At 74.1% G+C, this 23173-nt stretch carries 24 protein-coding genes; 11 read left to right on the top strand and 13 right to left on the bottom strand.

All coding sequences use genetic code 11. The annotated features are described in order from the left end of the window. The first annotated feature begins 15 nt into the window (after positions 1 to 15). The 3 genes from ACFVQG_RS23970 to ACFVQG_RS23960 are packed head-to-tail and all read left to right on the top strand — an operon-like array spanning position 16 to position 2287. Entirely contained in the window at positions 16 to 774 is a 759-nt protein-coding gene (locus ACFVQG_RS23970) for a LamB/YcsF family protein (RefSeq protein ID WP_383386926.1), read from the top strand. Continuing rightward, positions 771 to 1421, top strand: coding sequence for an allophanate hydrolase subunit 1 (locus tag ACFVQG_RS23965; protein ID WP_383386923.1), 651 nt, complete (start codon positions 771 to 773; stop codon positions 1419 to 1421). Before ACFVQG_RS23970 ends, ACFVQG_RS23965 begins: the two co-directional genes overlap by 4 nt. Continuing rightward, complete coding sequence (locus ACFVQG_RS23960) at positions 1418 to 2287, top strand: biotin-dependent carboxyltransferase family protein (RefSeq protein WP_383386920.1); 870 nt, start codon at positions 1418 to 1420, stop codon at positions 2285 to 2287. The genes ACFVQG_RS23965 and ACFVQG_RS23960 overlap by 4 nt, the downstream gene beginning before the upstream one ends. An 8-nt stretch (positions 2288 to 2295) precedes the next feature. Here the strand turns inward: ACFVQG_RS23960 and ACFVQG_RS23955 are convergent, their stop codons facing one another. The 5 genes from ACFVQG_RS23955 to ACFVQG_RS23935 form a co-directional block, all read right to left on the bottom strand. Further along, on the bottom strand, positions 2296 to 3147 hold the full coding sequence (locus ACFVQG_RS23955) for an SGNH/GDSL hydrolase family protein (RefSeq protein WP_383386916.1): 852 nt from the start codon (positions 3145 to 3147) through the stop codon (positions 2296 to 2298). Then, on the bottom strand, positions 3144 to 4355 hold the full coding sequence (locus tag ACFVQG_RS23950; protein ID WP_383386913.1) for a glycosyltransferase: 1212 nt from the start codon (positions 4353 to 4355) through the stop codon (positions 3144 to 3146). Before ACFVQG_RS23950 ends, ACFVQG_RS23955 begins: the two co-directional genes overlap by 4 nt. After that, entirely contained in the window at positions 4352 to 5482 is a 1131-nt protein-coding gene (locus ACFVQG_RS23945) for a glycosyltransferase family 4 protein (RefSeq protein WP_383386910.1), read from the bottom strand. The genes ACFVQG_RS23950 and ACFVQG_RS23945 overlap by 4 nt, the downstream gene beginning before the upstream one ends. A gap of 139 nt (positions 5483 to 5621) precedes the next feature. Then, positions 5622 to 7040: a HEAT repeat domain-containing protein gene (locus tag ACFVQG_RS23940; protein WP_383386907.1), complete on the bottom strand. Its 1419-nt coding sequence runs from the start codon at positions 7038 to 7040 to the stop codon at positions 5622 to 5624. A 323-nt stretch (positions 7041 to 7363) separates the two neighbouring features. Beyond that, positions 7364 to 7756, bottom strand: a complete 393-nt coding sequence (locus tag ACFVQG_RS23935; RefSeq protein ID WP_383386904.1) for an ankyrin repeat domain-containing protein — start codon at positions 7754 to 7756, stop codon at positions 7364 to 7366. A 306-nt stretch (positions 7757 to 8062) separates the two neighbouring features. Between ACFVQG_RS23935 and ACFVQG_RS23930 the strand changes: the two genes are divergently transcribed. Together ACFVQG_RS23930 and ACFVQG_RS23925 are read left to right on the top strand one after the other, a co-directional pair. Further along, a complete protein-coding gene (locus ACFVQG_RS23930) occupies positions 8063 to 8257 on the top strand; it encodes a hypothetical protein (RefSeq protein ID WP_383386901.1) in 195 nt (64 codons plus the stop codon). 46 nt (positions 8258 to 8303) lie between these two features. Continuing rightward, a complete protein-coding gene (locus tag ACFVQG_RS23925) occupies positions 8304 to 9956 on the top strand; it encodes a hypothetical protein (RefSeq protein WP_383386898.1) in 1653 nt (550 codons plus the stop codon). A gap of 126 nt (positions 9957 to 10082) precedes the next feature. On the opposite strand, the gene ACFVQG_RS23920 is transcribed toward ACFVQG_RS23925, so the two are convergent. Continuing rightward, a complete protein-coding gene (locus ACFVQG_RS23920) occupies positions 10083 to 11582 on the bottom strand; it encodes a PLP-dependent aminotransferase family protein (RefSeq protein WP_383386895.1) in 1500 nt (499 codons plus the stop codon). 34 nt (positions 11583 to 11616) lie between these two features. Between ACFVQG_RS23920 and ACFVQG_RS23915 the strand changes: the two genes are divergently transcribed. From ACFVQG_RS23915 to ACFVQG_RS23900, 4 genes are all read left to right on the top strand, one after another. After that, positions 11617 to 12345 (top strand): YitT family protein, encoded by a 729-nt coding sequence (locus tag ACFVQG_RS23915; RefSeq protein ID WP_383386892.1) that lies wholly within the window; start codon positions 11617 to 11619, stop codon positions 12343 to 12345. Continuing rightward, positions 12342 to 13109 carry a glycerophosphodiester phosphodiesterase gene (locus ACFVQG_RS23910; protein WP_383386889.1) on the top strand — a complete coding sequence of 256 codons (768 nt, stop codon included), beginning with the start codon at positions 12342 to 12344 and terminating at the stop codon, positions 13107 to 13109. The genes ACFVQG_RS23915 and ACFVQG_RS23910 overlap by 4 nt, the downstream gene beginning before the upstream one ends. A gap of 49 nt (positions 13110 to 13158) precedes the next feature. Continuing rightward, positions 13159 to 14505, top strand: coding sequence for an MFS transporter (locus ACFVQG_RS23905; protein ID WP_383386887.1), 1347 nt, complete (start codon positions 13159 to 13161; stop codon positions 14503 to 14505). A 278-nt stretch (positions 14506 to 14783) separates the two neighbouring features. After that, a complete protein-coding gene (locus tag ACFVQG_RS23900; RefSeq protein WP_003977404.1) occupies positions 14784 to 15158 on the top strand; it encodes an RNA polymerase-binding protein RbpA in 375 nt (124 codons plus the stop codon). Positions 15159 to 15459: 301 nt separating this feature from the next. On the opposite strand, the gene fxsA is transcribed toward ACFVQG_RS23900, so the two are convergent. The 4 genes from fxsA to ACFVQG_RS23880 form a co-directional block, all read right to left on the bottom strand. After that, the gene (gene fxsA, locus ACFVQG_RS23895; RefSeq protein ID WP_383386885.1) at positions 15460 to 16020 is read right to left on the bottom strand and encodes an FxsA family membrane protein; all 561 of its coding nucleotides are present in this window, start codon (positions 16018 to 16020) and stop codon (positions 15460 to 15462) included. A 65-nt stretch (positions 16021 to 16085) separates the two neighbouring features. Continuing rightward, positions 16086 to 16871, bottom strand: a complete 786-nt coding sequence (locus ACFVQG_RS23890) for a polyprenol monophosphomannose synthase (RefSeq protein WP_383386882.1) — start codon at positions 16869 to 16871, stop codon at positions 16086 to 16088. A 541-nt stretch (positions 16872 to 17412) separates the two neighbouring features. Then, complete coding sequence (locus ACFVQG_RS23885; RefSeq protein ID WP_383386879.1) at positions 17413 to 19017, bottom strand: amidohydrolase; 1605 nt, start codon at positions 19015 to 19017, stop codon at positions 17413 to 17415. A gap of 118 nt (positions 19018 to 19135) precedes the next feature. Beyond that, complete coding sequence (locus ACFVQG_RS23880) at positions 19136 to 19576, bottom strand: Lrp/AsnC family transcriptional regulator (RefSeq protein ID WP_016434164.1); 441 nt, start codon at positions 19574 to 19576, stop codon at positions 19136 to 19138. A gap of 234 nt (positions 19577 to 19810) precedes the next feature. On the opposite strand from ACFVQG_RS23880, the gene ACFVQG_RS23875 reads away from it, so the two are divergent. Both ACFVQG_RS23875 and ACFVQG_RS23870 read left to right on the top strand, forming a co-directional pair. Beyond that, positions 19811 to 20272: a hypothetical protein gene (locus ACFVQG_RS23875; protein ID WP_383386875.1), complete on the top strand. Its 462-nt coding sequence runs from the start codon at positions 19811 to 19813 to the stop codon at positions 20270 to 20272. Between the two features lie 200 nt (positions 20273 to 20472). Next, a complete protein-coding gene (locus ACFVQG_RS23870; protein ID WP_383386872.1) occupies positions 20473 to 20745 on the top strand; it encodes a hypothetical protein in 273 nt (90 codons plus the stop codon). Here ACFVQG_RS23870 and ACFVQG_RS23865 read toward each other — a convergent pair. From ACFVQG_RS23865 to ACFVQG_RS23855, 3 genes are all read right to left on the bottom strand, one after another. Continuing rightward, complete coding sequence (locus ACFVQG_RS23865) at positions 20708 to 21880, bottom strand: acyl-CoA dehydrogenase family protein (protein WP_383386869.1); 1173 nt, start codon at positions 21878 to 21880, stop codon at positions 20708 to 20710. The genes ACFVQG_RS23870 and ACFVQG_RS23865 overlap by 38 nt on opposite strands. A 312-nt stretch (positions 21881 to 22192) precedes the next feature. Then, the gene (locus ACFVQG_RS23860; protein WP_383386866.1) at positions 22193 to 22861 is read right to left on the bottom strand and encodes a TetR/AcrR family transcriptional regulator; all 669 of its coding nucleotides are present in this window, start codon (positions 22859 to 22861) and stop codon (positions 22193 to 22195) included. An 88-nt stretch (positions 22862 to 22949) separates the two neighbouring features. Next, complete coding sequence (locus ACFVQG_RS23855; protein ID WP_383386863.1) at positions 22950 to 23111, bottom strand: SCO1431 family membrane protein; 162 nt, start codon at positions 23109 to 23111, stop codon at positions 22950 to 22952. Positions 23112 to 23173 lie beyond the last annotated feature (62 nt).

Here is a 23173-nt window from a genome sequence, read left to right as displayed (position 1 = left end):
GAGTGGAGAGGATCCATGACCTCGATCGATCTGAACGCCGACCTCGGCGAGGGGTTCGGCCGCTGGCGGCTCACCGACGACGAACGGCTGCTGTCCGTCGTCACCAGCGCCAACGTGGCCTGCGGCTTCCACGCCGGGGACGCGGCCACCATGCGGCGGGTGTGCGAGCTGGCGGCCGAGCGCGGGGTGACGATCGGGGCGCAGGTCTCCTACCGGGACCTGCCGGGGTTCGGGCGGCGCGCGATGGACGTGCCGCCCGCCGAGCTGACGGCCGAAGTGGCCTACCAGATCGGCGCCCTGGAGGTCTTCGCCCGCGCGGCGGGATCGCGCGTGGCCTACGTCAAACCGCACGGCGCGCTCTACAACCGGGTCGTGCACGACGAGGAGCAGGCCCGCGCGGTCGTCGACGGGGTACTCCTCGCCGACGCCACGCTGCCGGTGCTCGGGCTGCCCGGCTCGCGCCTGCTGGAGCTGGCGGCCAAGGCGGGGCTCCCGGACGTCCCCGAGGCGTTCGCGGACCGCGCGTACACCGACGAGGGCACGCTCGTCCCACGCGCGCGGGACGGCGCCGTGGTCACCGACCCGGAGGCGGTGGTGGAGCGGTCGGTGGGCCTGGCCCGTGCGGGGACGGTCATCGCGCACTCCGGCGCGCGGATCGACGTACGCGCGCGTTCCCTGTGCCTGCACGGCGACACGCCGGGCGCGGTGGAGCTGGCCCGGCGGGTCAGACGGCGGCTGGAGGAGTCGGGCGTCCGGGTGGAGTCCTTCGTATGAGGGCTCTGCCCGTCGGTGACGACGCCCTGCTCGTCGAGGTGTCCTCGGGGGACGAGGCGCAGGCCCTGCACGCGGAGCTGCTGCGCCGTCGCGCCGAGGGGGCGCTGCGGGTCCGGGAGATCGTGCCCGCGGCCCGCACGGTCCTCCTGGACGGTGTCCCCGACCCGGCCCGCCTCGCCGCCGAGCTGACCGCCTCCGAGGTGCCGCCCGCGCCCCCGCGCGCGGGGCACGTGGTCGAACTCCCGGTGCGCTACGACGGCCCGGACCTGGTGGACGTCGCCGCGCACTGGGGGGTGACCGAGGAGGAGGCGGCCCGCGTGCACGCCGCCACCGAGTTCCGGGTCGCCTTCTGCGGGTTCGCGCCCGGCTTCGGCTATCTGACCGGGCTGCCGCCCCGCTATGACGTCCCGCGCCGGGCCACTCCGCGCACCGCCGTCCCGGCCGGTGCGGTGGCGCTGGCAGGGCCCTACACGGGCGTGTACCCGCGCTCGTCGCCGGGCGGCTGGCAGCTGATCGGCACCACCGACGCGGTGCTGTGGGACCACGCGCGCGTACCGGCCGCGCTGCTGTCGCCCGGAGCGCGGGTGCGCTTCGTGCCGGTGCCGGTGCCGGGAGCGGGAGCGGGAGCGGGAGCGGTGACCGCATGACCGACCGCGCCCTCGCCGTCGTACGCCCCGGCGCCCTCACCACCGTGCAGGACCTCGGCCGCCCCGGCCACGCCCACCTCGGCGTCCCCCGCTCCGGCGCGCTCGACGCGCCCGCGGCGGCGCTTGTCAACCGGCTGGTCGGCAACGCGCGCGAGGCGGCCGTCCTGGAGACGACGCTCAACGGCTGTGCCGTGCGCCCGCGTTCGGCGGTCACCGTGGCGGTGGGCGGCGCGCCCTGCCCGGTCTCCGTCGACGGGCGTCCGGTCGCCTGGGGTGCGCCGGTGCGGGTGCCCGCCGGGGCGCTGCTGGACGTCGGCGCGGCGATCTCCGGCGTACGCGGCTATGTCGCGTTCTCCGGTGGCATCACCGTCGAGCCGGTGCTCGGCAGCCGTTCGACGGACCTGCTGTCCGGGCTCGGCCCGCCGCCCCTCACCGACGACGCGGTCCTCCCCCTGGGGCATGCCACCGGACCGCACGCGCGCGTGGACGTCGCCCCGCAGCCGCGCCCTCCGACGGAACTGCTCCTCCGGGTGACCCCGGGCCCGCGCGACGACTGGTTCACCCCGGGCGCCCTGCGGGTCCTCACCACGCGCGCGTACCGGGTGTCGGCCGCGAGCAACCGCATCGGGCTGCGTACGGAGGGGCCCGCCCTGGAGCGGGCGCGGCCGGGTGAACTGCCCAGCGAGGGCATGGTGCTGGGCGCGGTCCAGGTCCCCCCGGACGGCCGCCCGGTCGTCTTCCTGGCCGACCACCCCACCACGGGCGGCTACCCGGTGATCGCGGTGGTCCGCGCCGCCGACCTGCCCGCGGCGGCCCAGGCGCGCCCCGGCACCCCGGTGCGCTTCCTGGCGGTGCGCCGCCGCTGAGGCCCCGGCTACGCCGCCTCCGCCCGCCCCTCCCCCACCGACAGCGCGGCCAGCGCCGCCGACACCGCGTGGGCCGTGCGCAGGTCGAGCCGGGCGCTCGTGCCGCGCGCGCGGTGGCGCATCTCGTCGGCCGCGAGGCGCAGCAGTTGGGGCAGCAGGTCGGTGCACCGGCGGGCCACCCAGCCGGTGCCCGCGGTGGCCATCCAGCGCAGCCGCGCCGCCCGCGTGGGCGGCGGGAACTCCGGGTCCGGCGAGGGCCCGGCGCCGCTCGCCAGGCCGGTGCGGGCCAGCAGCGCGTGGAAGCGCACGGCCAGCTGCCGGTGACCGCGCTCCCCGGGGTGCAGCCGGTCGGCGCTCCACATCGCGCGGTCGGTGAGCCAGGCGCCCTCGGCCGCGTGCAGATGGACGGCCCCGTACCGCTCCGAGAGGGCGTGCACCACGGTGTTGACCGCCCGTTGCCGCCGGGCCAGCGGGTGGGCCAGCGCGCCCGGCAGCCCGAGCATCGCGCCGGGGTCGGGCAGGCAGGCGGTGAGCAGGACGGCGCCCTGCGCGGTGCAGGCGGCGTACACCTCGTCGAGGCGGGCGGCGACGGCGTGGATGTCGAAGGTGCGGCGCAGGGTGTCGTTGACGCCGACGAGGACGGACACGACGTCGGGCCGCAGGGCCAGCGCGGCGGGCAGCTGGGTCTCCAGCACGTCCCGGGTCTGCGCCCCGCTGACCGCGAGGTTGGTCAGCTCGGCGGGCCGCTCGCCGAGCGCGGCGGCGAGCAGCGCGGCCCAGCCGCGCCACCCGCCGCCCACGGGATCGCCCACCCCCTCGGTGAGGGAGTCGCCGAGCGCCACGAAGGACACGGGTCTCATGCCGCGCCCCCGCGCGACACGGCGGGCCGCTGCACGCCCCCGCTCGGCGCAGCGGGCCGCTCCACCCGGACCGGCGCGTCGTGCGCGGCGAGGAACGACGCGACCGCCGTGTCCCAGCCGAAGCACTCCGCACGCGCGCGTGCCGCCTCCCGCCGCTCGCCCTCGGCCCGTTCCAGGAGCATCGTCACGGCGTCGGCGAAGGCCTCCCCGTGGTCGGCCGCGGTGGCCCCGGCGGCGCCGATCACCTCCGGCAGCGCGGAGGAGGCGCTCGCCACCACGGGCGTACCGCACGCCATGGCCTCCAGCGCGGCGAGTCCGAAGGTCTCCGCGGGCCCCGGGGCCAGGCACACGTCGGCGGAGGCCTGGAGGGCGCCGAGCAGCTCACGGTCGGCGACGTGCCCGAGGAACGTCACCGGCAGGTCCCGCTCCGCCGCCCGCTGCTCCAGCCGCCCGCGCAGCGGCCCGTCCCCGGCGACCACCAGCACCGCCTTCCCGCCGCGCCGCAGCAGCGCCTCCAGGGCGTCCAGGGCGGTGCCGGGCCGCTTCTCCACGGAGAGCCGGGAGCACATCACCAGCAGCCGTTGGTCCCCGCGCGCGTGCAGCTCGCGCACCGCCGGGTCGCGCAGCGCCGGGTGCCGGGTCACCAGATCGACGCCCAGGGGTGCCCGTACGACGTTGGTGGCGCCGATCCTGACGAACTCCCGCTCGGCGAACTCGGTGGTGCACACCACGCGCGCGTAGGCGTGCGCGGTGCGGGCGTTGAGCGCGTCGGAGGCGCGCCGGGACAGGCCCTCGGACAGCCCCCAGGTGCGCAGCACGCCGTCGGCGGTCTCGTGGGAGACCATCACCGCGGGCACCCGGGCGCGCCGCGCCCACCGGCCGGTCCACCTGAGCGTCGTACGGTCGGAGACCTCCAGCCGGTCGGGGGCCAGCTCCTCCAGCAGGGCGGCGACGCGGCGCTTGTCGGTGAGGACGCGGTAGCCGCCGGTGCCGGGCAGCAGCGGGCCGGGCAGGGTGATGACGCGGCCCTGCTCGGTCTCCTGGTCGCTGTGGCGCTCGCCGGGCACGACGAGGACCGGCTCGTGTCCGGCGGCCAGGAAGCCCCTGCCCAGTTCGCGCAGGGCGGTGCGCAGGCCGCCGGAGGCGGGGGCGACGAAGTTGGCGAGCCGTACGATCCGCAGGGCGTCCCCGCGCGCGACCGCGCTCATGCCGCCATCACCGCCGTCCGCGCGGCGAGGACGTCCTCGTAGTGGGCGATGAGCCGGTCACCGACGGCCGCCCAGGTGCGCCCCTCGACGGTGGCGCGCCCGGCGGAGCCGTAGGCGGCGCGCAGCGCGGGGTCGGCGACCAGGGTCGCCACCGCGTCGCGTACGGCGTCGGCGTCGCGCGGCGGGACCAGCAGCCCGGTGCGGCCGTGGTCGACCAGGTCGAGCGGGCCGCCGACGGCGGGCGCGACGACCGGCACGCCGCTGGCCATGGCCTCCTGCACGGTCTGGCAGAAGGTTTCGAAGGGACCGGTGTGCGCGAAGACGTCCAGCGAGGCGAAGATCCGCGCGAGGTCGTCCCCGCCGCGGCGGCCGAGGAAGACGGCACCGGGCAGCGTCTCCTCCAGGCCGGGGCGGCTCGGCCCGTCGCCCACGACGACCACGCGCACACCGGGCAGGGCGCAGACACCGGCGAGCAGTTCGATCTGCTTCTCGGGGGCGAGGCGTCCGACGTAGCCGACGATCACCTCGCCGTTCGGGGCGAGTTCGCGGCGCAGTGCCTCGTCGCGGCGGTCGGGGCGGAAGCGGCCGGTCTCCACGCCGCGCGGCCACAGCCGTACCCGGGGCACGCCGTGCGCCTCCAGGTCGCGCAGGGAGGCGCTGGAGGGCGCGAGGGTGCGGTCGGCGGCGGAGTGCACGGAGCGGATCCGCCGCCAGGCCGCGGCCTCACCGGCGCCCACATACGTGCGGGCGTATCCGGCCAGGTCGGTCTGGTAGACGGCGACGGCGGGGATGCCGAGCCGGGCGGCGGCGGCCATGCCGCGGACGCCGAGGATGAAGGGGCTGGCCAGGTGGACGACGTCCGCGCGGTGTTCGACGAGCGCGGCGGCCAGGCGTCGGCTGGGGAGAGCGACGCGGACCTGGGGGTAGCCGGGGAGCGGTAGGGAGGGGACATGGACCACGGGGCACGGCGCCAGGGCGGCGTCGGCCTTGTTGCCCGGGGCGGGCGCCGGTGCGACGACGAGGGGAGCGTGACCGCGATCGACGAGGTGCCGGGCGGTCTGGAGCGCGCAGTTTGCCACGCCGTTCACATCGGGGGGAAAGGATTCGGTCACGATGACGACACGCATACGGGTGTTGTCGCCGTACTGGACGTGGCCGCGTCAACGTGGATCTTTCCTGGCGAGGAACGTCCCATGAGCTTCTGGATCGGCACATGCGCAGGTCAGGGCGTGTCCATGCGCTCCTGACCCGCGAGTCACCCCTCGTTCACACTGCGGGCGCGTCGGGGCCGATCCGGCTGCGTACGGCCGTCTGGACCTCCGCCTCCTCGGCTGGATCCGCGGCCAGGCGGCGCAGTCGCTCCACGACGCGGGTGTCGCCGGTCTCGGCGTGCCGGGCGGCCAGTTCGCGGGTGGTCTCCTCGCAGTCCCACAGGCACTCGACGGCGAATCCGGTGGCGAAGGAGGGGTCGGTGGCGGCGAGCGCGCGGGCGGCCCGGCCGCGTAGGTGGGAGGAGGCGGTCTCGCGGTAGACGTGGCGCAGCACGGGCGCCGCGCAGACGATGCCGAGCCGTCCGGCGCCGTCGATCAGGGTCCACAGGGTGGGCGCGTCGGGGCCTTCGCTGCGTACGGCCTCCCGCAGGGCGCCGAGGACGAGGTCGCTGTCCCTGGCGGCGCCCCGGCAGGCGAGCATCCGTCCGGCGGCGGCGCCGAGCGCGTCGGGCCGCTGGACCCAGCCGCGGGCGCGGTCGACGGCGGCGACACTGCGCATGCGTTCGAAGGCGTCCACGGCGGCCTCCACGACGACCGCGGAGCCACCGGCGACGGCGGCCTCGATCAGGTGGAGGGCGTCGGAGTCGTTGCCGTCGGCGAGGTAGCGCAGGGCCGTGCAGCGGGCGCCGTCGGAGCCGTCCTTGGCCGCCTGCACGATCTCGGCCCGGTCCTCGGGGCCCGCGACCGCGCTGAGACACCGGGCGGCGGGCACATGGAGGGCGGCGCCGCGTTCGAGGCCCTGGTGGGCCCATTCGAACACCGCCTGCACGCTCCAGCCGGGACGGGGTCCCGAGGGGCTCATCTGCCGCTGCCAGCGGTCGAAGCAGCCGGTCTCCTGGGCGGCACGCACGCGCGTGGCGATCGCCTCGCGCGAGTCCTCCGCCCACAGCCGCCACGGCCGTGGCTCGAAAGCGTCGCGTACGGCGGCGGCCAGCTCGGCCTCGCCCTCCGCGTCGGCGGGGAATCGCGCGAGCACGGGCACGGCCAGGGCGCGCAGCCCGGCGTCGTCGTCGCGCAGCGCCAGCTCGTCCAGGGCCCACGCCCAGTTGGAGCCGTGGGCGGCGTACCGGCGCAGCAGGTCGAGCGCGTCCCGGCGGCCGTAGGAGGCGAGGTGGCCGAGGACGGCGAGGGCGAGCCCGGTGCGGGACTCCTCGGTGTCGAGGACGTCCTCGGCATCGAACAGGTGCGCCTCGATGGCGTCCAGATCGCCGCCCAGGTCGAGGTAGAGGCGGGCGTAGTAGAGGGAGCGGTTCTCCACCTGCCAGTCGTGGCGGGGGTCGCGCAGCACACAGTGGTTCAGTGCCGCGAGCGCTTCCGGACGGGGGGCGGTGAGCGCGTGCAGTGTGCCGTCGCCGCGGCCCCGCTGGAGCAGGCCGAGCAGCGTACCGCTGGGCGCTATGACCGGATCGAACATGGGAAACAGCCTCACATCAAGCGTCGACGCAACCGGGGAATGTGCACTACCTGGCCGCGTGACAACACGTCGGGGCGCCCGCCGTCTCTTGCTTGCTGTAGACCATCTTCCTCTGCCTCTCGTCAAGTGGCCCGAGCGGACCGTCACGGTCCGCGCGGTGCGGCAACACCTGCCCAGCCATCGCGTCCGTGAATCACGACGTCATGATGACTCGGCGGTTATCAGTACCGCGACCGATATTTCCGGCGGCCTTCTTCCGCCTCCCCCGTTTTCCGTTCCAAACCCCGTCAGGCGGCCTGTCCGCGCTGGTCAGGGCGTTCGGATCAGTGTGCGCCGAACAATTCCAGCAGTTCTGTCTTGCCGAACATCCGAGCGGTGTCAACGGCCGAGGGAGTTCCCTCGGCAGGATCGGCACCACCCTCCAGAAGGGCTCTGATCACTTCCTGCTCGCCCTTGAAGACGGCCCCGGCGAGCGGGGTCTGACCCCGGTCGTTGATCCGGTCGGCCTCGGCGCCGCGCCCGAGCAGCGCACGCACCGTCGCGGCGTGCCCGTGGTAGGCGGCCAGCATCACCAGGGAGTCCCCGCGGTCATTGGTGAGGTTGGCCGGAACGCCCGCGTCGACATAGGCCACCAGGGCCTCGGTCTGCCCCTGCCGGGCCAGATCGAAGATCTTGGTCGCGAGTTCCACGACCTCGGGGTCGGGGACATCGGTCATCGGCGGGACCGCCTCTCACTGCGTGCTTCGGGGACTGCGGGGAGCAGCGTACGGCGGCGAGCGGAGCGGCCGTACGAGTGAATCGCCAGCGTACTTGCTGCGGGCGCACATGACCGGTCACGCCCGAGGCAAAGATCACCAATGCGCCCGCCGGACGCAACCGCGCCGGTCCGGCGCGCCGACGACGGCTCGACCATCCGGACGAAATCTGCGGAATTTCACCCAGTTGCACCTTTTGTCGTATGGATACATGCTGTGAGCCTGGAAGTACTCATGGTGACTGTCCCCTCACACCAGGAGACCCTCATGATTCTCTCCATCTCCGGAGTCGTCCTGCTCGGCGTCGTCGTCTTCATCTTCTTCCGCAAGGACGGACTCAAGGCGTCGCACGCACTGATCTCGGTCCTGTTCGGCTTCTACCTCGCGAGTACGGCCATCGCGCCAAGCATCAAGGCGGGCGGCGAGAGCCTCGCGAGCCTGCTGGGCGGCATCAAGTTCTGACGCCCTCCCGCCCCTCCCCACCCGTACGCACCTCCAGGAGACAGCAGTGGCCCGGCGCCCCCTCCCCCGCATTCTGAGCAGCGGCAGCGCACAGCTCGCCCGGAGCCGGGAGCTGGCCCGGACGGCGGCCGACAGCGCCACCGACGTCCTCCACCCGCTGATCACCATCACGCGCGGGCTGCGCCGACTGGCCTCGGCCGGGCGGCGCAGGTGGTCCGACACCCCCAAGGACAAGCGCGGTCCACTGCTGTTCCTGGTGGCCTCGGTCATCCTGGTGGTGGCGCTCGTGCCGTACGGCCCCCTGCTCGCCGCCGTCACCCTGATGGCGGCGGCGGCGTGGCAGGGCCGCGACCGCACCCCAGCGGCCTCGGACGGGCCCGACGAATCCCAGGTCCAGCGCCTGAAGTCCCTCTACGAGGCGCTGGTGCCGTACTTCTCCGCGGCCGAGGACCCCGAGCCGGTGTACGCCCACGGCGGCGACTGGGAGAAGGCCCTGACGTCGTACGACTTCGACGCCTCGGGCCGCGTCGACCGCCTGGTCATCGACTACCCGGCGTACTTCACGGACGGCGAACCGGCCGCACGCGCGCGTATCGAGCAGTTGCTCACCGCCAAGTCGGGCCGTGGCCGCGAGTACCACTTCGACTGGGACGAGGAGGGCAACCAGCTCACGGTCACCGCCCTCGCCCCCCTCCCGACCGGCATCGCCGCCCAGCGCTTCGTCACCGCGCCCGGCGAGACCGTCCTCGGCCTCACCGACCGCACCGAGGTCCAGCGCACGCTCCCCCTCACCTACGGCGAGGAGGAGCACGACATCCCGCCGGTCGTGTGGCGCACCGGCCTGCGCTCCACCGAACCCCACCTCCTGGCCCTGGGCCAGCCCGGCAGCGGCACCTCGACCCTGCTGCGCTCCATCGCCCTCCAGGCCCTCGAGTACGGCGACGTCGTCATCGTCGAGGGCGGCGGCACCGGCGAGTACGCCTGCCTCACCGGCCGGGACGGCGTCCTGTCCGTCGAGTGCGCGCTCGCCGGGGCGCTGGCCAGCCTGGAGTGGGCGGCGCACGAGACCGAGCGCCGACTGATCGCCGTCAACCGCGCCCGCCAGGCGGGCCACCCGCCGCCGGACGACACCAAGCGGCCCCTGTGGCTCCTCCTGGACCGCCCGACCGCCCTCGCCCATGTCGCCGCCGCCGACGGCCACAAGGACCCGCAGTCCCTGCTCCAGGTCCCGCTGCGGCACGGCCGCCTGGCGGGCGTCACGGTCGTCGTCGCCGAACAGTTCGACAGCGTGGACGCGCTGAGCGAGCCGGTACGGCAGCACACGCGCGCGCGTGTCGTCCTCGGCCCCGCGACCGCCGCGCAGTTGGAGCAGTACCTGGGCGCCCCGCCGCACACCACGCCGGTCACCGACGTCCCACCCGGCCGCGGCTACGCCCGCCTGGGCAACGGACCGGTCCTGCGCCTCCAGGTCCCGGCGACCCCGGACCCCTACGACGACGCGACGAGCGAGGCCCACCGGCAGGCGGTACTGGACCTGCTGCCGCCGCGCACCACCCCGGTGGACGGGGAGGTCGAGGCCCCGATGGAGGCCCCGGCGGAGGCCCCGGCCGACAGCAAGACCGAAGCCGCCCCCGAGCCCGCCCCGCGGCCCACCCTCGACAAGCCGGACCCGGTGCCCGCGGTGGCGGAGACGTCGTAGCGACGAGCCCCGGGGCCGTGCGCTCCGCACGGCGACGAGCCCCGGGGCCATGCGTTCCGCACGGCGACGAGCCCCGCAACCGTGCGCTCCCCTATAGCGACCTAGCGACGAGCCCCGGGCCCGCGGTTACGCCACGAACGTCCGCGGCGTCTCCCCGCCCCCCGCGCCCCCGCTCTCCACCAGCCGCGCCGCCGCCCCCAGCCGCGCCGCCGCCTCCTCGGCCACCGCGCCCCCCACGGTGAACGGCAGCCGCACATACCCCTCGAAGGCCCCGTCGACCCCGAACCGCGGCCCGGACGGCACCCGCACCCCCACGCGCTCCCCCGCCTCGGCGAGCCGCGACCCGGACAGCCCCCCGGCCCGCACCCACAGGGTGAGCCCGCCCTGGGGCACCTCGAACTCCCAGCCGGGCAGCTCCCGGCGCACGGCGGCGACCAGCGCGTCCCGGTTGTCGCGGGCCTGGGCGCGCCGGATCTCGACGGCCTGCTCCCAGCCCCCGGTGCCGAACAGCCAGTTCACCGCGAGCTGTTCGAGGACCGGCGTGCCCAGATCGGCGTACGCGCGGGCGGCGACCAGGCTGCGGACGACGTCCGGCGCGGCCCGCACCCAGCCGATGCGCATCCCGGCCCAGAAGGCCTTGCTGGCCGACCCGACGGTGATCACCGTGGACCCGGCGGGGTCGAACCCGCACACCGGCCGGGGCATCCGCACGTCGTCGTCCAGCCACAGCTCGGTCATCGTCTCGTCGGCGACCAGCACGGTCCCGGCCGAGCGGGCCGCCTCGACGAGCTGCCGCCGCTGGTCCTCGTCGGCGAGCGCGCCGGTCGGGTTGTGGAAGTCGGCGACGACATAGGCGAGCCGCGGCGCGGCCTCCCGCAGCACCTGCCGCCAGCGGTCCATGTCCCACCCCGTGAGTCCCGCGGCCATCGCCACGGGCACCAGCCGGGCACCGGTCTCCCGCATCAGCTGGAGGATGTTGGCGTACGACGGCGACTCGACGGCGATCCGCTCACCGCGCCCCGCGAACAGATGGCAGATCGCGTCGATGGCGCCCATCGCCCCGGTCGTCACCATGATCTGCTCGGGCATGGTGGGGATCCCGCGCGCGGTGTACCGGTCGGCGATCATGGCGCGCAGTGCGGGCAGCCCGGCCGGATAGTCGCCGTGCGTGTGGGCGTACGGCGGGAGTTCCTCGAGGGCCCCCCGCACGGCCCGGGTGAGCCAGGGTTCGGGCGCCGGGAGCGCGGCGCAGCCGAGGTCGATGATCGAGCCGAGCGCCTCGGGCGGCAGCGGTTCGAGCCCCCGCGCGGGCAGTGGGTTACCGGCCGGTACGGCGGTCCAGCTGCCCGCCCCGCGCCGCGACTCCAGGAAGCCCTCGCCGCGCAGGGCCTCGTATGCGGCGGCGACCGTCGTACGGCTCACGGACAGCGACAGGGCGAGTTCGCGCTCGGCGGGCAGCCGGGCGGCCACCGGGACGCGCCCTTCGAGCACCAGCAGCCGGATGCCGTCGGCGAGCGCGCGGTAGGCGGGCGGACGGCGCGTCCCCGGGCCCGCGGGCCGGTCCTGCTGTGAGGTGAGCAGCCGGGCGAGCTGCGCCGCACCCACCGCCGAGGTCCACTGCGCCATGACGATCAGTCCACCTTCCCCGAATTGGCCCTGGATGGCCCTACCTACCAAGCCACAGAGTGTCACGCGTCAGGCCACTTCACCACCAGGGGGGCACCTCTTGTCCGCGTCGCCCACGCAGGGACACGTCCCGCGCCGTTTGATCCAGCTCTATCTGGGCCTCGCCCTCTACGGCGCCAGCTCCGCGCTCCTCGTCCGGGCGGGCCTGGGCCTGGAACCCTGGAACGTGCTGCACCAGGGCCTCGCCGAGCGCACCGGCCTGACCATCGGCGTCGTGTCGATCATCGTCGGCGCGGCGGTGCTGCTGCTGTGGATCCCGCTGCGCCAGCGCCCAGGCCTCGGCACCGTCTCCAACGTCTTCGTCGTCGGCATCGCGATGGACGGCACCCTCGCCCTGGTCCCCGACGCCCACGCCCTCACCGTCCGCGTCCCCCTGATGCTGGCCGGGATCGTGCTGAACGGCGTGGCGACCGGCCTCTACATCGCGGCCCGCTTCGGACCCGGCCCGCGCGACGGCCTGATGACGGGCCTGCACCGGCGCACCGGCCGCTCGATCCGCCTGATGCGTACGGCGGTCGAGGTGGCGGTCGTCATCACCGGCTTCCTGCTCGGCGGCACGATCGGCGTCGGCACCCTGTTGTACGCGGTGTCGATCGGTCCGCTCGCCCAGCTCTTTCTGCGCGTTTTCGCCGTCCCGACGGCATCCGGCGGCAGCACGGTCGTTGCCACCGCGCCATCGCGGCGCGCGATACTGCGAAGGTGACCCCGCGGATACGCCACCCCTACCTCGACCACCCCGGCCCCCTCGCCTTCGCCCACCGGGGCGGCGCGGCGGACGGCCTGGAGAACACCGCCCTGCAGTTCCGGCGCGCGGTCGAGACCGGTTACCGCTACATCGAGACCGATGTGCACGCCACCCGCGACGGCAAGCTCGTCGCCTTCCACGACGCCACGCTGGACCGGGTGACCGACGGGGCGGGCCGCATCGCCGACCTGCCTTGGGCGGACGTACGGCACGCGCGCGTGGCGGGCCAGGAACCGGTGCCCCTCTTCGAGGAGCTGCTGGAGGAGTTCCCCGAGGTCCGCTGGAACGTCGACATCAAGGCGGAGCCCGCGCTGCACCCCCTGCTCGACCTGATCGCCCGCACCGACTGCTGGGACCGGATCTGCGTCGGCTCGTTCTCCGAGGCCCGGGTGGTGCGCGCCCAGCGGCTGGCCGGGCCGCGCCTGGCGACGTCGTACGGAACCCGCGGGGTACTCAATCTGCGGCTGAGGTCCTGGGGGGTTCCGGCCGCGCTGCGCCGCTCGGCGGTGGCCGCGCAGGTGCCCGAGAGCCAGTCCGGCATCCAGGTGGTCGACCACCGCTTCGTGCGCAGCGCCCACGCGCGCGGGCTCCAGGTGCACGTGTGGACGATCAACGAGGCCGAGGCCATGCACCGTCTCCTGGACCTGGGCGTCGATGGCATCATGACCGATCACATCGACACACTGCGCAAGGTCATGGAGGACCGGGGCGTCTGGGTCTGACCCCGGCCCGGGCCTTCGTGCGGCGCCGCACGGGGAAGCGAGGGCACGGGTGGGCACCGACACCGTGCGGGCACAGGCCGCCGACGAGACCGCGGAACGGCGGCGCGAGCAGCGCGGCTGGTACGTCTACGACTGGGCCTGCTCCGTCTACTCCACCAGCGTGCTCACGGTGTTCCTCGGGCCGTACCTGACCTCGGTCGCCAAGTCGGCCGCGGACGCCGACGGCTTCGTCCACCCCCTCGGCATCCCGGTGCGCGCGGGTTCCTTCTTCGCGTACGCGGTGTCGTTGTCGGTGATCGTGGCGATCCTGGCGATGCCGCTGGTGGGCGCCGCCGCCGACCGCACCGGCCGCAAGAAGCCGCTCCTGGCTGCCGCCGCCTATGTGGGCGCCGCGGCGACGACGGGCATGTTCTTCCTCGACGGCGACCGCTATCTGCTCGGCGGCGCGCTGCTGGTCGTGGCGAACGCCGCCCAGTCGGTGGCGATGATGCTCTACAACTCCTACCTCCCGCAGATCGCGCCGCCCGAGGAGCGCGACGCGGTCTCCTCGCGCGGCTGGGCCCTGGGCTACGCGGCGGGCGCCCTGATGCTGATCGCCAACCTGGTCCTGTATCTCGCCCACGACTCCTTCGGCGTCTCCGAGAGCACGGCCGTCCGCATCTGCCTGGCCTCGGCCGGTCTGTGGTGGGGCGCCTTCGCGATCATTCCGCTACGACGGCTGCGCGACCGCCGCTCCCCCGCGCGGGAGGCCGCCCTGCCCGGCCGCGCGCAGCTCGCGGCGACCCTGCGCGACATGCGCCGCCACCCGCTCACCCTGGCCTTCCTGCTGGCGTACCTCCTCTACAACGACGGCATCCAGACGGTGATCTCCCAGGCGTCGGTCTACGGCTCGGAGGAGCTGGGCCTGGAACAGTCCACGCTGATCGTGGCAGTGCTGCTGGTGCAGGTGCTGGCGGTGGCGGGCGCGCTGGCCCTCGGCAGGCTGGCCCGCACGTACGGCGCCAAGCGCACGATCCTCGGCTCGCTGGTCGCCTGGACGCTCACCCTCGGCGCCGGTTACTTCCTCCCCGCCGGGGCCCCGGTGTGGTTCTTCGTGCTGGCCGCGGGCATCGGCCTGGTGCTCGGCGGCAGCCAGGCGCTGTCCCGCTCCCTCTTCTCGCATCTGGTCCCGCCGGGCAAGGAGGCCGAGTACTTCTCGGCGTACGAGCTGAGCGACCGCGGGATGAGCTGGCTCGGCCCGCTGCTGTTCGGGCTGACCTACCAGCTGACCGGCAGCTACCGGGACGCGATCATCTCGCTGGTGGCCTTCTTCGTCCTGGGCTTCGTGCTGCTCGCCCGGGTCCCGGTGCGGCAGGCGATCCGCGACGCGGGCAATCCGGTGCCGGACAGGATTTAGCACTCGGAGCGAAAGGGCTGTAGTGTACGCGTTTGGCCTGCCAGGCGTACCGTTACTGCGCGTCAAAGATGCCGAAACGCTGGGTGACATCTCCTTTCAGATGTGACAAACCGGGCGCCGGTGGGTACTGCACTGGTTGACAAGGCTGCGGCTACGACGGCGACGCATGACCCGGAACGGGACTCGGAACGGGAATCTTTACCGCCGACCGGACGTTGACCGGATGACGACGACAGCGACACCTGTCCTGTGGGCGACAAGCCCGGGAGGCACGATTCATGAGTGAGCGAGCTCTTCGCGGCACGCGCCTCGTGGTGACCAGCTACGAGACGGACCGCGGCATCGACCTGGCCCCGCGCCAGGCCGTGGAGTACGCATGCGAGAAGGGGCATCGATTCGAGATGCCCTTCTCGGTCGAGGCGGAGATCCCGCCGGAGTGGGAGTGCAAGGTCTGCGGGGCCCAGGCACTTCTCGTGGACGGCGACGGTCCGGAGGAGAAGAAGGCCAAGCCTGCGCGTACGCACTGGGACATGCTGATGGAGCGGCGCACCCGCGAGGAACTCGAAGAGGTCCTCGAGGAGCGTCTCGCCGTGCTGCGTTCCGGTGCGATGAACATTGCGGTGCACCCCAGGGACAGCCGCAAGAGCGCGTAGCCGAAGGCGTGACAATCTAGGCACCACATTGACCGCGGGCGCCGTACGTACATGTACGGCGCCCGCGGTCGTTGGCGTGCGCGGATTCGGGTGACGGGGCCCACCCGGCGGCCGAGCGGGCGACGGCGGCCCAGCCCAACGGTCGGGTGGCGGGCACGCCCAGCGGCCGGGCAAGGGGCACGGCCAGCGGCCGGGCTACGGAGATGCCCAGCGGCCGGGCAGCGGGCACCGTCCCTCGCGGCGACCCCACGGAGCAGCGGGTTTCAGCCCAGCGGCAAGCAGGGGACCCGGCCAGCCCAGCTCAGCGATCGAGCGGGGGGCGCGGCCCCTCCGGCCGGTCCCGTGGCTCGGGCTCGTCCCTGATGACCTCGCCCTGGACGACCTTGCCGTCGGGGCGGTGCATCCGGGCCTGCTGGAAGGCGTCGCCCAGGGTGCCGGGGCGGGCGGTGCGGAGTCTGCGCTCGAAGGTGCGCTCGGCGCGGCGGCTCAGCGCCTTCTGGACCGGCGGCACCAGCAGGACCAGGCCCAACGCGTCCGATATCAGGCCGGGCATCATCAGCAGCAGACCGCCCAGCATCATCAGGCCGTTGCCACCCCCGCGCGAGGGGGCCGTGCCCCGCTGCATCGCCTCGTTGAGGTTCTGGAAGGCGCGCCTGCCCGCCCGCTTGATGACCACGGTGCCGAGCACCAGCCCGGCGATCAGCAGCAGGAACACCGTAAGGCCGCCCGCCGCGTCCGCGACCACGGTCAGCAGCCAGATCTCCAGCACCAGCCAGGCCGCGACGCCCAGCGGCAGGAAGGTCCGCAGCCGGGAGCGCGGGGGCCGGGCAGGTTGGGCGGAGGTCTGAGCGCCAGTCGTCATGCCTCCAGTGTGCCTGGCCCCGGCTCAGCACGGGATAAGCGGGGCGGCCAGGTCTTCCGGGACCGTCAGCGGCGCCGCAGGACGCGGCCCACCCGCTCCCCCACCCCCCAGGTGGTGACCCGCCACAGCGCCTCCACCAGGATGTCGCGGTTCATCTTGGAGTCGCCGTGCTCGCGCTCCACGAAGGTGATCGGCACCTCGACGACGTGGTAACCGGCCCTGACGGCGCGGCGGGCGAGGTCGACCTGGAAGCAGTACCCCTGCGAGGCCACCTCCTCCAGACCGAGCCCTTCGAGGGTCTCGCGGCGGAAGGCGCGGTAGCCGCCGGTGACATCACGGATCGGCACGTCCAGCAGCACGCGCGAGTAGAGGCTCCCGCCACGGGAGATGAACTCCCGGCCCTTGGGCCAGTTCACCACCCGCCCGCCGGGCACCCAGCGCGAGCCGAGCGCGAGGTCCGCGTTCTTGAGCGCGGTCAGCAGCCGGGGCAGTTCCTCGGGCTGGTGCGAGCCGTCGGCGTCCATCTCGATCAGTACGCCGAAGCCGTGCTCCAGACCCCAGCGGAAGCCCGCGAGATAGGCGGCGCCGAGCCCTTCCTTGCCCTTGCGGTGCAGCACCTGGACGTGGTCGTCGGAGGCGGCCAGTTCGTCGGCCAGCTTGCCGGTGCCGTCGGGACTGTTGTCGTCGGTGACCAGGACGTGCGCCTCGGGGACGGCCTCGCGCACCCGGGCGACGATCGACGCGATGTTCTCGGCCTCGTTGTAGGTCGGGATGATCACCAGAGCCGTGCCGAGCGGACCGAAGCGCCTCGCCCGGTCCTGTGCCGCGAGGGTCCCGTCGCCGTCGTTCACTGCTGCCCCTTCAAGTCCGTACGCAGAGGTCCACCATAGTGCTCGCGGCCTGCGCCGACGTGAGGGGACGTTGGTATTCCGGTGTCGATCGCCGAAGTTCGGGGTAGGGATCAGTTCTTTCGGTGTCTTTCGCCCGGATGCGGCGGATGGGGGCCCGGCGCCCTTCGGTCCGACCTGGGACCCGCTGGCTGCGGATCGACCTGAAGCCGTTGTCTACTGAGCGCGCGGGCCCCACCCCGGTCACACCTTGCCGACCGGCCGGAACCTTCCCTCGGCCAGCGCGGACGCTGAGCCTGGCTCCCAGTGGCGGTGCCCCGGTGCGGTACACCGTCCCTGACCCAGCGGCGCCGCGCCGAGTGCGCGGAGGTTCCCCGGTCGGGCGTCCGATGGTGGACCCGGCCGAACCTACCGGCCCCCGGCCGCTGCCTGTCAACAGTCGCCGGACCGGCCGGTCTTCCGTCCGCTCGCCGGTCGGCGGCGAGGATGCGCAGGTCGTGGGAGGGGTGGCGGGCGGGGGCGGCCACAGCGCCGCCCCCGTAGATCACTCGCCCGGCCGTACGAACACGGTCCGGCCGCCGACCACCGTACGCAGGCATACGGGCAGCTCGGAGCCAGGGCTCAAATCAGGCAGCCCGGGGGTGCCGGAGCGCGGGTCGGTCGACCAGCGTGCCACCCGGTCGTCGGGGGCCTGGACGACGAGGTCGCCGGTGCGCCACACGGCGTAGTCCGCGGGCGCGCCCGGCACCAGCACACCGGCGTCGTCCCGGCCGATCGCCCGCCAGCCGCCGCGCGTGTGCGCGGTGAACGCCGCCCGCACCGAGATCCGGTGCTCGGGCGTGTGGTGGAAGGCGGCGGCGCGGACCGTGCCCCACGGGTCGAGCGGGGTGACCGGGCTGTCGGAGCCGAAGGCGAGCGGGACCCCGGCGCGCAGCAGCGCGGCGAAGGGGTTCAGGGTGCGGGCCCGCTCGGCGCCGAGCCGCTGGGCGTACATGCCGTCCTCGCCGCCCCACAGCGCGTCGAAGGCGGGCTGCACGGACGCCGTCAGCCCCAGCTCGGCGAAGGCGGCGACGGTGTCGGGGGTGAGCATCTCGGCGTGCTCGATCCGGTGCCGGGCGGCGCGTACGCGGGCCAGGCCGATCTTCTCGGCGGCGGCGCGCACCCCGTCGACGACCGTGCTCACCGCGGCGTCGCCGATGGCGTGGAAGCCCGCCTGGAGCCCCGCCTCGGTGCAGGCGACGACATGCGCGGCGACGGCGTCGGCGTCCAGGTAGGCGGTGCCGGTGTGGTCCGCGTCGGTGTACGGCTGGTGCAGACAGGCGGTGTGGGAGCCGAGCGCCCCGTCGACGAACAGGTCCCCGGCCGCGCCGACGGCCCCCAGCTCCCGCGCCCGCTCCACATCGCGCTCCGCCCAGTAGCCGACCACCCGCGGCCCGTCCTCCGCACCGGCCAGCCGCAGCAGCCCGGTGAAGTCGTCCTCGGCGGAGATCTCCGGTCCGGCGCACTCGTGGACCGTGCCGATGCCGAGCGAGGCGGCGTGCGCGAGGGCGGCGCGCTGGGCCTCGGTGCGCTGGAGCGGGGTGACGGCCCCGAGCGCGGCGGCCCGTACGGCGTGGTGGTCGTCGGCGGTCAGCGGGCGGTCCTCCCGGGTGACCTCGCCGGGGACCAGGTCCAGCAGGGCCGTGGTGACGACCGCGGAGTGCACGTCGATCCGGCTGAGGTACAGGGGCCGCCCGCCGGTGGCCGCGTCGAGTTCGGCGCGCGTCGGCGGGCGCCCACCGGGCCACCGGGCGGCGTCCCAGCCGTGCCCGAGCAGCACGCGGTCGTGCGGGCGGGCGGCGGCGAACTCCCGGACCAGACCGAGGGCCGCGTCCAGGGTGGGCGCGGCCGACAGGTCGAGGCCGGTCAGCGCGAGACCGGTGGCGGTGGTGTGCACATGGGCGTCGGTGAACGCCGGGGTGACCAGCGCGCCGTCCAGGTCGACGACCTCGTCCGCCTCGTCCGCGAACGCGTCCGCCGCCCCCTCGGAGCCGACCCAGGCCACCTGACCCCGCTCGACGACCATGGCGGTGGCGAAGGGATCGGCGGGACTGTGGACCTCTCCACGACGAAGCAGAACGGTCTTGACCGGCTCGGTGCGCTCACTCATGCGCACCAGTCTCACCCCACGCCGGGAACCCGCTGCACAGGGGTCACCCACAACGCCGCCCAGGGGCGCGGGCAACTGCGCGATCAGCCACCGGTCACCCGCACCGGCGGTACGACCGTCACACCCGCGGCGGCCGTGCCTCGTACGGCGTCGACAGCACGACCGTCGTCCGCGTGGACACCCCCGCCAACGACCGCAGCCGGGCCAGCAGTTCCTCCAGCTCGTGCGGGGTGGCGACCCGCACCTTGAGGATGTAGTTCTCGTCGCCCGCGACGCTGTGGCACGCCTCGATCTCGGGAACGCCCGCCAGCCGGTCCGCGATGTCGTCCGGCGCGCTGGGATCGAACGGTTTCACCGAGATGAAGGCCGTCATGGGCAGCCCCACGGCCTCGGGGTCGACCACCGCGGCGTAGCCGCGGATGACGCCACGCTGCTCCAGCCGACGCACCCGCTGGTGCACGGCCGACGTGGACAGGCCCGTGGCCTTGCCCAGGTCGGTGTAGCTCATCCGCCCGTCCTTGACGAGCAGCTGCACGATCTGACGGTCCAGCTCCTCCATGGCGCAGAACCTACAGTGCGCTTGATCTCCGCGGATACCTCGGCAGAACGGACCGGGCCGCCCTCAGGGGACAAAAGCGCCGGGCCGGGCACCTGCGGGCGGCATGTGACGAAGACCACACCCCTCGAACGGGCTCCGTAATGTTCCCGTGATTACCCCGGATGCGGGACGGGAAGTGCTTGGTGTGGTCGAGGCCGCAGCGCCTTCACGGCCCAGCCCGAGGGGGAGAATCCCATGCAGAGTCTTAAGCGCCCTGGTCGCACCGCACCCAAGCGGCAGCAGCTTGTCGTCGAGCCCACGCCGGAGGGCGTCGAACCCGACGACTTCGACGCCGACGAGCTTGACGCGTACGACACCTTCGAGATGTACCGGGTGGTCTGCCCGGACTGCGCCCAGCCCATCGCCCTGCTGGCGGACGAGGAGGTCCTGCCGGAGCACGCGCTGTGCGCCTCGCCGTGGAACCCGTTCGGCCTCACGGTCTGCGCGGGTACGGGCCGCCGGGCCTCGGACGCCCGCCCCGCCGACGAGACCGTGGAACCGCAGGAGCAGGACACCGCCCTGCTGTTGACGCTCCCTCAGGGGCTCGACTGGCGGATGCAGCCCTTCTCGCACGTGGGCGGTCCGGGTTCACGCCCGATCAGGGTCCCCGCGATGCGGCACCACGCCGCCGTGGACACCTCCCGTCAGGCCGCCTGAGCCACGTCACGCCGGGCCGCCGACGCCTCTCGCGTCACAGCGCCTTCCTGACGCACCTCGCGACACCCCGTAGCCACCCCGCACCACAGCCCCAGCCTGCCGTGGTGCGGGTCCGGCACGCACGCGCCGGAGCGCTCCGGGAACGCACTCCCGATTCCGTGCGCCGGTGACCTGCCCGCCTGCTCCCGCGTTGGCCGGGTATGACCCCCATTCAGTCGGCCACCCCGTCGGCGACCGGGCGGCAGCGCCAGATCTTCGTCCGCCGCCCCGCCGAATCGGTTCCGCTGCCCGCACAGCCGCCTCCGCCGCAGCTGTCGGACCCGCCGATCTACCGGGATCTGCTCCAGACCTGGGCGGGCCACGGCCGCACCCTGCCGGGGCGCCACGACCCGGAGTGGGTCCGGCTGGCGGCGCCCCTGGTGCTGCCGGGACAGTTCAGCGGGTCTCCGGGCCCACGAGATGGCGGGCGATGACCATCCGCTGGATCTGGTTCGTGCCCTCGACGATCTGGAGCACCTTGGCCTCGCGCATATAGCGCTCGGCAGGGAAGTCCGCGGTGTACCCGTACCCGCCGAGGACCTGTACGGCGTCGGTGGTGACCCGCATCGCCGTGTCGGTGCAGTGCAGCTTCGCCATGGCGGCCTGCCGGGCGAAGGGCCGCCCCGCGTCCCGCAGCCGGGCCGCCGCCAGGTACAGCGCGCGGCCCGCCTCTATCTGGGTCGCCATGTCGGCGAGCATGAAGCGCAGCCCCTGGAAGTCGGCGATCGGCTTGCCGAACTGCCGCCGCTCGGCCGCGTACGACACCGCCTCGTCCAGCGCCGCCTGGGCCACGCCGATCGCGCAGGCCGCGATGCCGAGCCGCCCGGAGTCGAGCGCGGAGAGCGCGATCGCGAAACCCTGGCCCTCGTCGCCGATGCGGCGGCCGTCCGGGACGCGTACGCCGTCGAGGTGGACCTGTGCGGTGGGCGAGCCCTTCATGCCCATCTTCTTCTCCGGCGCCGCGGCGCTCAGCCCCGGGGCGTCGCCGGGCACCAGGAACGCGGTGATCCCGCGCGGGCCCTCCTCGCCGGTGCGCGCCATCACGGTGTAGAAGTCGGCGACGCCGCCGTGGGTGATCCAGGCCTTGGTGCCGGTGATCACCCAGTCGTCGCCGTCGCGCACCGCCTTCGTCCGCAGCGACGCGGCATCCGATCCGGACGACGGCTCGGACAGGCAGTAGGCGCCGAGCAGACCGCCGCCGAGCATCGCGGGCAGGTGCTCGACCTGCTGCTCCTTGGAGCCGTAGGCGGCGAGGGCGTAGGAGGCCAGGGTGTGCACGCTGACGCCGAGGCCGACGGTGAGGCGGGCGGCGGCCAGTTCTTCCAGGACCTGGAGGTAGACCTCGTACGGCTGGTCACCGCCGCCGTACTCGGAGTCGTACGGCAGTCCGAGCAGGCCCGACCGGGACAGCAGGGAGAAGATCTCGCGCGGGAAGCGGCCGGCGTCCTCCTCCTCGGCCGCCTGCGGGGCGATCTCGCGCTGTGCGATGTCACGGACGAGCGAGATCAGGTCCCGGGCCTCGTCCGTGGGCAGTTGACGGTCCACCGGGTGCGGGGCGCGGTCGGGCATGGAAACGCTCTCCTCCCTTTCGGGCACAGCGGCGGGCACCGTCTCGGGTGGTGGCGGCTCCGCCGGGTCTCACGGCATCCGCCGGTGCTCCCGCTCCCGGGTCTCGGAAGCGGCTGACCAGCGGCTGCGCTGTGAGTATGCCCGATGGAGAACCTCCCGTCACCGGTTAACGACCGCTCACTTCAAACACGTACCCGCCCGCTCACGGCATGGAACGCCAGAGGCGCCGGGACCCCTCGGGCGGCCCCGTGGACCAACCCCGGGAGGCTCCCCCACGCCCCCGCCCCGGAACCACCGGCCCGCCGCCCCGCGTCAGCCGTCCCGGCGGGCCGGAGCGGGAGCCCGGTACGCGGGATCCAGCTCCTCGATCGCCCGCAGCGTCCCCCCGAGCGTCCTCACCAGCAGCTCCCGCATCGTCTCGCGGGACAGCCCCGGCCGGTCGATCCAGTCCAGCGTCGCGCCCTCGACGCCGCACACCCAGCCGAGCAGCCCCATGCGGGCGACCGGCGCCACGTCCCGGCTGCCGTACGCCCCGTCGGCGATGGTGTCGACGATCGCCTCGCGGACGCCGTCCCGGATGGCCTGGACCTCGGTGTCGAAGCCGACGCCGCCACTGACGATGGTGCGGTAGGCGGCCTGGTTGTGCTCGGCGTAGCGCAGATAGCTCTCGACGGTGCGGTGCACCCGGTCCAGCTGGGGCAGTTCGGCCTCACGGGCCGCGAAGTCGACGAGGTCGGCGACCGAGTCCTGGACGATCGCGAGGTAGTAGCCGCGCTTGGACTGGAAGTAGTAGTAGATCAGCCCCTTGGCGACATGGGCCTGGCGGGCGATGTCGTCCATGGAGAGCGCGTCGTAGGACCTGTCGGCGAACAGCCGCCGCCCGATGGCGAGGAGTTCGGCGCGGCGCGCCAGGGAGCGCTCGGTGCCGCGGACCCGGGGACGGGCGGCGTCGGCGGTGGCGCGCTGTTGACTGATATTCAATTTCGACCCTGGTCTCCGGGGGGCGGCGGGACTCCACGGCAGTATGGCAGGTCGGCCAGTGGGTCAGGTCACAGCCGGAGGGCCGGGGTCAGAGCAGGCCGAGCTGGGTCACGAGCATGGCGACGACCACGACGAGGACCCATCCCAGGGCCTGCTCGACGATCTTCGGGCCGTCGTCCTTGGGGCCGCCGGTACGGACGAGCGGGCCGCCGGTTCGGACGAGGGCGGCGGTGGCGGGGTGTGCGGTCATCCGTCCACCCTGCCACCGCCTGCCCCCCGTACGGCCGAGAGGTTGGTCACAGCCGGGGGCGG

Origin of the sequence: Streptomyces sp. NPDC057877 (genome assembly GCF_042796855.1) — a bacterium.
In the GTDB taxonomy this organism is placed as follows: Bacteria; Actinomycetota; Actinomycetes; order Streptomycetales; family Streptomycetaceae; genus Streptomyces.
This window is presented reverse-complemented; position numbering and strand designations above follow the sequence as displayed.